This window comes from Chitinophaga sp. (assembly GCF_035564935.1).
Lineage (GTDB): Bacteria > Bacteroidota > Bacteroidia > Chitinophagales > Chitinophagaceae > Chitinophaga.
Window position 1 is genome coordinate 1 of the sequence record NZ_DATMTE010000458.1, and the last position, 9015, is coordinate 9015.

The 9015-nt window shown below is 47.7% G+C and carries 5 protein-coding genes; all 5 read left to right on the forward strand.

Annotated features, from left to right (window positions below; translation table 11 throughout):
- Positions 1 to 297: 297 nt before the first annotated feature.
- Positions 298 to 3417 (forward strand): TonB-dependent receptor, encoded by a 3120-nt coding sequence (locus VN105_RS11820; protein WP_325641077.1) that lies wholly within the window; start codon positions 298 to 300, stop codon positions 3415 to 3417.
- A gap of 11 nt (positions 3418 to 3428) precedes the next feature.
- Positions 3429 to 5108, forward strand: coding sequence for a RagB/SusD family nutrient uptake outer membrane protein (locus VN105_RS11825; RefSeq protein ID WP_325641079.1), 1680 nt, complete (start codon positions 3429 to 3431; stop codon positions 5106 to 5108).
- A 32-nt stretch (positions 5109 to 5140) separates the two neighbouring features.
- Positions 5141 to 6277, forward strand: a complete 1137-nt coding sequence (locus VN105_RS11830) for a glycan-binding surface protein (RefSeq protein ID WP_325641081.1) — start codon at positions 5141 to 5143, stop codon at positions 6275 to 6277.
- Positions 6278 to 6295: 18 nt separating this feature from the next.
- The gene (locus tag VN105_RS11835) at positions 6296 to 6895 is read left to right on the forward strand and encodes a hypothetical protein (protein WP_325641083.1); all 600 of its coding nucleotides are present in this window, start codon (positions 6296 to 6298) and stop codon (positions 6893 to 6895) included.
- A 108-nt stretch (positions 6896 to 7003) separates the two neighbouring features.
- Positions 7004 to 9015, forward strand: a 2012-nt coding sequence (locus VN105_RS11840) for a two-component regulator propeller domain-containing protein (protein WP_325641085.1), incomplete at its 3' end; no start/stop codon positions are given.

The window sequence follows — 9015 nt, forward strand, 5'->3', positions numbered from 1 at the left end:
GTTATCAAAGCTGATATGGATTTTCCTGGAAGTACAATAGCTTCATCAGAAATTCCAGACATAAAGTTGGCCTATACCACTTTTATGATGCGTCATCAATGCCGTAAAACAGGTCCTGTACACGAACAGTTTCCATCTTAAAAAATTCCACTTTTTATATCAACCAGATACCGACAGTATGTTTAAAACAAACGTTATGAAACACTTATTACCTCATCTTCAAATCATTCATCAATGAAAAAAATTCTAACAAGGTTAAAACCCCTATGCTGTTTTTTCCTCTGCTATTCATTGTTAATGATCAGCTGCTCCCTCACGGCATACAGTCAAACCCACACCGTAAAGGGAGTGATTACAGGCGAATCGCAGCCATTACCCGGGGCAACCGTGCTGGTAAAAGGAACCAAAACAATGGCGCTCAGCAATCTTAACGGTGAATTTACCATTGCTGCTGCAAAAGGAGACATATTGGTGGTCACTTACCTCAGTTATCAAACCCGGGAGATCCGCGTAGGCGGGGAGGAGGTGATCCGCATATCGCTTACATCAGCCACCAGCAAGCTCGATGAACTGGTGGTAGTTGCCTATGGTAAGGCAAAGCGCGCCAATCTCACCAGTGCGCAAACTACGGTCACCTCAAAAGAAATGGACCGCACGGTAAATACCACATTGGAACAAGCCATCCAGGGCCGTACTGCCGGCGTGTACATCACCCAGAACTCCGGGCAGCCCGGCGGAGGCATTTCCGTTAACATCCGCGGCGTGAACTCCATCAACGGCACTAATGAACCATTGTATGTAATTGACGGAGTGCAGATGCCCGGATCCGCCATCTCTTTCGGCTCAACCAGTTCCTCCAATCCGCTGTCGGGCCTCAATCCCGCCGATATCGAAAATATTGAAGTGCTGCAGGGTCCCTCTGCTACGGCCTTATATGGCTCCAGGGCCACTAACGGTGTGTTGATCGTAACCACCAAAAGAGGTAAAGCCGGCGATACCAAAATAGACTATACATTCCAGTATAATATACAAACACCGCCACCGCATGTGGCGGTAATGGACCTGCGCCAGTATGCACAAATGGTCAATGAATACCACGCACTGGCAGGTGGCAATACCCCGGCGGAATTTAAGGATCCCTCCCTGTTGGGCAAAGGCACCGATTGGCAAAAAGAACTGTTTAAGAATGCGCCCATGAGCAAACACCAGTTGAGCCTCAGCGGTGGTACGGATAAAACTACCTTTTACCTGTCCGGCGAATACCTGAAACAAGATGGGATTGCCCCCGGCTCCGGCTTCGACAGGTATGGATTCCGGTTAAACCTCGACAACAAACCCCGCAACTGGGTAACACTGAATGCAAATCTCAGCTTTAACCAAACAAAAGAGAACCTGACCACCAGCCAGGAAAACATTATTTCCACTGCGTTGCTGCTCACCCCGCAGATCCCGGTGAAAAACATGGACGGCTCCTGGGGTGGCGGCGATGTTACCAATGGCGCAAATACCTTTACTCCGGTGAATCCTATTGCCATTGCCAACCTGAATATCAACAGGGCGGTAAGGCGGCAGCTGCTCGGAGGTATTGGCGCTAGCATCAACCCTATCAAAGATCTTTATATCAGAACCACCTTTAACACCAATTTCGGTTTTGCCAATACAGAAAATTATCTCCCTACCTATTCTATTGGCTGGGCGGTAAACGACAGGGCCAGTTTAACCAATGGCAGCAATGTAAGTACCTACTGGAACTGGAACCAGCTGGTGGAATACTCCAAACAACTGGGAAAGCACAACATCAACCTGATGGTAAGCCATGAGGCACAGGAATCCAAATGGAAAAATTTAACCGGTGGCAGGAAAGGCTTTCTCACCAACGATATCCTGGATCTGAATGCCGGTGAGGCAGCTGATGCCACCAATGCCGGCGGGCAGGGCGACTGGGCCATGGAATCCTATCTCGGCAGAATAAATTACAATTACGATGATCGGTATATCCTGTCTGCTTCTGCAAGAAGAGACGGTTCGGCGAATTTCGGGGATGAAAATATCTGGGGCACCTTCTCTGCAGCTTCCGCAGCGTGGAGGGTTTCACGGGAACACTTCTTTCATGTACCTTTCATCAGCGATCTTAAACTAAGATTTGAAACCGGTATTACCGGTAACTCAGGCTGGAGCGCGGGAATCTATGCACCCATGCAGGCTGCAGCCACGCCAACAGGTACCGGCTTTTTAACATCGCGGTATGCTAACCCGGGACTGCAATGGGAATCCACTCAAACCAACAATATTGGTATTAACCTGGGCTTCCTGAATAATAAGATCAGTATTGAGGCAGATTATTATATCAAGAATACCAACAACCTGCTGATGGATATTCCCCTGCCCTGGTATATGGGTACCAATGGAATTGGTGCAGTAGGCGCGCCCACTGTAAACATTGGGTCCCTGGAAAATAAAGGATGGGCCGTAACCATCAACACCACTAATATCCGGACTAAAGATTTTAAATGGGAATCCAGCCTCAACCTGTCGGGCTTCAAAACAAAGATCAAGAAATTCAATACAGATGCCGGCGTACTGAACCGCACTTCCTGGTGGCTCGATAACTGGACCCAGCAGTCGGTGGTAGGCCAGGCCCCATGGCTGTTCCTCGGTTATATCCAGGAAGGCATATTCCAGTCGGTGGATGAAATTAATAAAAGCGCCGTACCGGTAGATAACACCGGGCAACGCCTGCCCACCAACGTAGATAATATCTGGGTGGGAGATATAAAGTTCAAAGATGTAAGTGGTCCACAGGGAAAACCCGATGGTATCATTGATGTAAATGATCAGACCTATATCGGGAATCCATACCCCAAATTATTCGGCGGCTTCACCAACACCTTCTCCTATAAAGGTTTTGACCTGAGCATTTTAATTACCGGTACTTATGGCAATGATGTATATAATTACCTGGCCCGGGTAAATTCCAATCCTAACCAGATCAATCTTAGCCGTAACATGATGGTAGAAGCAATAGACTATGCCAAACCGGTAACGGATAAAAATGGCAATGTAACATTGTCGAACCCCGGAACAAGTATCCCCAGGATATCCAATGGCCCGAATGCCAACTATGGCCGCATTACCGACAGATACGTGGAAGATGGTTCTTTCCTGCGACTGAAAAATGTTTCTCTCTCTTATAGTTTGCCGGCCTCCCTGCTGGCAAAACAAAAGATCGTAAGAGGAGCCAGGTTTACATTTGGCGCGCAAAACCTGGCTACGCTCACCGGTTACTCGGGGTATGATCCGGAAGTAGGCGGGTATGTAGGAAGAGATGCCAGCTCCGCCAACCAAGCCATAGGACTTGATTACGGACGTTATCCACTTACCCGTATCTACACTTTTGCCCTAAGCGTTAACTTCTAAAATTGCCGGTTATGAAAAAGAACAAACTCAATATATACCACCTTATCCTGCTGCCGGTTGTGTTACTGACCGCCTGCTCAAAGGAATTTTTACGCCGCCCTCCCAAGGATGCCATTGTGGATGCAGGGTTTTATAAAACAGATGATCAGCTGATGGCAGCAACGGCATTATTATACAGTAAAGTATGGTCTGATTACAACGGACGTTCGGCTATCAGTATTGGCGATTTCCGTGCAGGTACTGCCTACTCCGGGTGGAACGACAAAGAGAACGTAGAATTTAATACTACGGCTAATACATTGGCCAATGGTGCATCCTGGCGGTCTTTCTTTATCGTGATCGGGCAGTCCAATCTTACTATTTCCAACATCAATAAATATGCGGGTCCGGAAGTATCGCCCGCAGCAAAGAGAATGGCCATTGCAGAAGCCCGGTTTATGAGGGCGCTGGCCTACCGTTACCTGGTGATGAACTGGGGAGAAGTGCCCATCATTGAAGATAACCTGAAGCTGATTTCAGATACTTCTCTCCGCAAAAACACCGTGGAAAGTGTATGGAAATTTGTGATCAGTGAAATGCGTGCCCTGGCGGAAGACCTGCCGGAAGCACCCGCCCGTGAAGGCCGCATCACAAAATGGACCGCGGAAGGAATGCTTGCGCGCTTTTATCTTACCAGGTCCGGGCTCGGGGCAAACGGCTCCGGCGCCCGCAGCCAATCGGACCTCGATAGCGCCAAATATTTCTCCCAGCGGGTGATCACAAAAAGTAAGTATGCCTTGCTGAGAAGCTACTATGATCTGTTCCTCTTTCCGTATGACAACAATACGGAGTCGATGTTCTCACTGCAATGGGTATACGCACCAAACGACTGGGGCGCCTCCAATGCTGCGCCTTCCGACCTGAACTATGATAACAAAATGTGCAACGGCGATGGTTGGGGAGGCGATAAAAGCGCTACCTGGTGGATGATCGGCAAGTATGAAGGATTTGTAAATTCCGGTGATACGCTGATCAGTGGCCGGACCCTGGATCAAAGATTGAAAGCCACCTTCTTTATGCCCGGTGCTTATTACCCGGAAATTACAGAGAAGCTGGCGGATGGTACCACGCCGAAGCTGATTTACCCTTATGTTACCGGCGATAATAACTTCCTCTGTATAAAAAAATATGTCACCGGAAGGGCCGCAGATGTTGGTGGGCAATCAGCTCAGCAAAACTATGGTAACGATACCTATATGATGCGCTTATCCGAGATGTATCTTATTTATGCAGAAGCCGTACTGGGCAATAGCGCCAGTACTACCGACGCTACGGCGCTGGAATATTTTAATGCGGTGCATACCAGGGCCGGCTTGCCCCGTTTTGAAAAGCCACTAACCGCCGATGTGATCTTTAATGAACGTATCGTGGAGTTTGCCATGGAAGGAATGGCCTGGTACGACCTGGTATCGCTTCACTACTACAATAAGGCAAAAACGTATGCCATCCTGAATGCACAGGACAGGGGCCTGTTTGCTACTGCGCCGGATAAAATGCCGGATCCCACTTCCTGGAAATGTGTAAAAACATCGTGGGCCTCTTTCCGGAAAATTGTTGCCAACGATGGAAACTTCCTGATCCCAATACCTGCAGCAGAATTAAGCCAGGCGCCAAACCTGAAGAAACCTGCGGTAGATTACTATAACAAATAAGGCTATACGTTTTTATAAAAAAATAATATCCCATGCAAAAGATATATAGCGCCATTACCTTTTTTATGATGTGCCTAGGCATTTTATCCTGCACCAAAAAAGATAATCTTCCCAACAACGGGGAACCGCGCATCAGTTATGTACGCCTGACAGATCCTGCTACCGCAGATTCCCTGCTGGTGGAAGCCGGACAGGGCGTGCTCATTGCCATTGTAGGCGAAAACCTGGGCGATGCCAGGGAAATCTGGTTCAATGATCAGAAGGCCAGTCTTACACAACCCTATATCACCCCCACAGTAGTATTGGTGAGTGTACCATCGCAGATCCCGGTAGAAGTAGACAATAAAATAAAGATCTTCTTTGGCAGTGGTAAAAAGCTCGAATATAATTTCCCGGTGAAGATCAGCAAACCGCTGGTTACCCGTATGGATTGTGAATATGTAGCTGCCGGTGATGTAGCCACTATTACCGGCGATTTTTTCTATGCGCCGGTAAGCGTAACGTTCACCGGGGGAGCCGCCGGCGAAATAGTGGAAATAACGGATAAGCAAGTGAAGGTAAGAGTGCCGGCCGGCGCACAGCCCGGGCAGATCACCGTTAAAACCAATTTCGGGGAAGCTGTTTCCGATTTCTGGTTCCGCGATAACCGGAACATATTCATCAGCAGCGACCCCTTCACCGGATGGTGGAACGCCTCCTTCGTGGTATCCAACCCCGGCCCGGATGATCCCGCAGCAATCAATGGCAATTACATCCGTGTAAAACAACCCATCAGCAACTGGGGGTGGGTGGAACTGGCAGGCGGCCCTGCCGATGCAATGGGCCCCATCAGCAAAAATATCCCCGATGAAGCCATCCTGAAACCGGAAAACTACAACCTGAAATTTGAACTGAATACCAAAAAGCCATACAACAATAATGCACTCAAATTTTGTATGGGCGTGAAAGACGACCAACAGGGCGATTTCTCCTGGATGCCCCCTTACGACACTAAAGGCGTATGGCAAACAGTGGTGATCCCCTATGAGGAAATAACCGCCAGCTATGCCAAACAAGCTGTACAACCCAATGGATATTATACACGGATAGTATTCAGTGGCGCCGGTGAGCTCGACTGTGATATGTCTTTTGATAATTTCCGCATAGTGCCAAAAGTGATTAAAAAATAAGCAATTAATCCACCTGCAATGAAAACTATTCTGCATAAACATTTAATATGGCTGCTCCTGCTGCCCGCGGGTTTCGCGTCGTGCAGCAAAGACGATAACGCCGCCCGGCTGGATAAGGTAACACTCCTGAGCTTTGGCCCTTCAGGATCGAAGCCTGGTGATAAGATCAGTTTTATAGGCGCCCGCCTTGACAAAGTAACAGCCATAGCGCTGAAAGGCGCCACTGTGGAAGCTGCTGCCTTTACCGAACGAACTGCAGAGCGTATTGTGATTACCATTCCGCAGGAAACGGAGAAAGGAGTAGTGACCCTGAAAACACCCGAAGGCGATGTGGTATCGAAAACAATTTTAAACCTGGATGTACCGGTAACTATTACCACTGTTCCGGCTACCGCCGCCAAAGGAGCCACTATCACCATTAAAGGTACTTTTGTAAACTGGGTGACCCGCGTTACGTTCGGAAACGATGACGCTGTGGTAACGGAATTTGTCAGCAGATCAGTGACGGACCTGGTGCTGAAAGTGCCCGCCACCGCTACTACCGGCATCCTGGTATTCAGCACTGATGGTACGGCGCCCGTGGATATTGAATCGGAAAATCCACTGGTGATCGAATAACCCGAAAATACGATACATTTAAACAGAGGAATCGTATTTTCATACTCCCCGCTGCAGCCATCTGCAGCGGGGATATACCGGCTTTTTTAATCGCATCCACGTTACCAGATGAAACTTACCAGTATAAAATACCTGTTGTTGCTATGGATGTATTGTACATCTGTTACCGCGCAGGATGTATCGTATGCGTTCTCGCACCTGGATGTAAACAACGGGCTTTCGCACAATGGGATTACCAGCATCATCAAGGATGCCAGGGGATTCCTGTGGGTAGGCACCTTAAATGGCCTCAACCGGTTTGACGGGTCTAAATTTAAAGTGTATAAACACCGGCTGAATGATACATCTTCTCTCAACGATAATTTTATCACCAATATTTATGATGCGCCCGGAAACCGCTTCTGGATCAGGACACAGCTGGGGTTTTCCATCTATGATCCGGAAACCGACAGCTTTAATGATGATGTGGCTAAGCTGCTGCATCCGCTTGAAGTATACGGCTACCAGGTAGAAAAGGTGTTGAAAGGACCCGATGGAGTATTCTATTTTTTACATGCAGAACATGGCATCATCATCCTGAATGAACATCCCCGGAAGATACAGGCTTATGGCGTTGTGACAAACGACAGCACTTCACTCCATTCTACCGCGGTAGCTGATATGGTACTGGATGAACGTGGCGACCTGTGGATCGCTTACCAGGATGGATGGGTGGAACAATTTGATACACGTACCCGCAAGGTGGTATACAGGGCCACCCCTTTATATGCAGCTGTGGCAAAAAAGAAACCTGTCAGGTACCAGTTGTACGTCGACCGCCAGCACGATATCTGGCTCTTTACCGGCAACAGCGACGGACTTTATTATTTCAGTCCCACGCACAACCAGTTCAAACATTTTTATAAAGACGCACCGGAAAACAGGATCAGCGCAAATGTGGTAAATGCTGTAATGCAGGATAAACAAGGCAAAATATGGATTGCTACTGACCCTGGCGGTATTAACCTGCTCAACAAATCAGGATTTCATATGCAGCACCTGGTGATGGATGAGCGGAATCAGAACAGCCTTACCCAAAATAGTATCACTACATTGTATAGCGACGCCACCGGTATGATATGGTTGGGTACCTACAAGAAAGGTGTCAACTACTATTACCCGGATATCTTCAAATTCCCCCTGTACAGTCATGACCCGCTGCAACCGGACGGGTTGAACTACAGCGACATGAACGCTTTCGCAGAAGACGCACAGGGCAACCTGTGGCTGGGTAGCAATGGCGGCGGCCTTACCCGTTTTAACCGGCAGGCAGGTACCTATACGGCATATGTAAATGATAAATCAAATCCGCATAGTTTAAGCACCAATGTGATTGTAAGTCTTTGTATCGATCATGAACAGAAATTATGGATAGGCACCTATCTCGGCGGACTCGATTGTTTCGACGGAAAAACGTTTACCCATTACCGTCATGACGAACAGGATACCAATAGCCTGTCCGACAACAGGGTGTATGAAATTATGGAAGACAGTGAACATCGCATCTGGGTGGGAACACTGTCTGGCGGCATCAATATTTTTGACCGGAAAACAAAAACATTTAAGCATTTAAGAAGAGAAGATTCGGTAAGTATTCATTCAAACTATATTTTTACCCTGCTGGAAGATCGCCGGAAAGATATATGGATAGGGACTTCCAATGGGATTGACGTATTGGAAAAAAAGACGGGGAAGTTTGTGCATTACCAGCACGATAATAATAACCCCAACAGCCTGGCAAATGATAACATCCTTTCCATGATCGAAGACAGCAGGGGATACATCTGTATTGGTACGCGTGAGGGGCTGAATATTTTTAATCCGCACACTAAACGTTTTTCCCTGTTCAGGGAGGAGGACGGGTTACCTGATAACAATATTCTTGGTATCCGGGAAGATAAAAATCATCACCTGTGGCTGAGTACCGCCAACGGTATCTCGAATGCAGTAGTGTCTGTAGAGAATGGCGTATACAAGCTGAATTTTATCAACTACGATGTGAAAGACGGATTGCAGGGGAAACAATACAATGAAGATGCTTCCCTGGTAACTGCAAAGGGGGAAATGATGTTTGGCGGTGG

Bases quoted from the DNA above. Each gene is read 5' to 3' on its own strand.
- VN105_RS11820 (WP_325641077.1), top strand. From the start codon at position 298: ATGATCAGCTGCTCCCTCACGGCATACAGTCAAACCCACACCGTAAAG.
- VN105_RS11825 (WP_325641079.1), top strand. From the start codon at position 3,429: ATGAAAAAGAACAAACTCAATATATACCACCTTATCCTGCTGCCGGTT.
- VN105_RS11830 (WP_325641081.1), top strand. From the start codon at position 5,141: ATGCAAAAGATATATAGCGCCATTACCTTTTTTATGATGTGCCTAGGC.
- VN105_RS11835 (WP_325641083.1), top strand. From the start codon at position 6,296: ATGAAAACTATTCTGCATAAACATTTAATATGGCTGCTCCTGCTGCCC.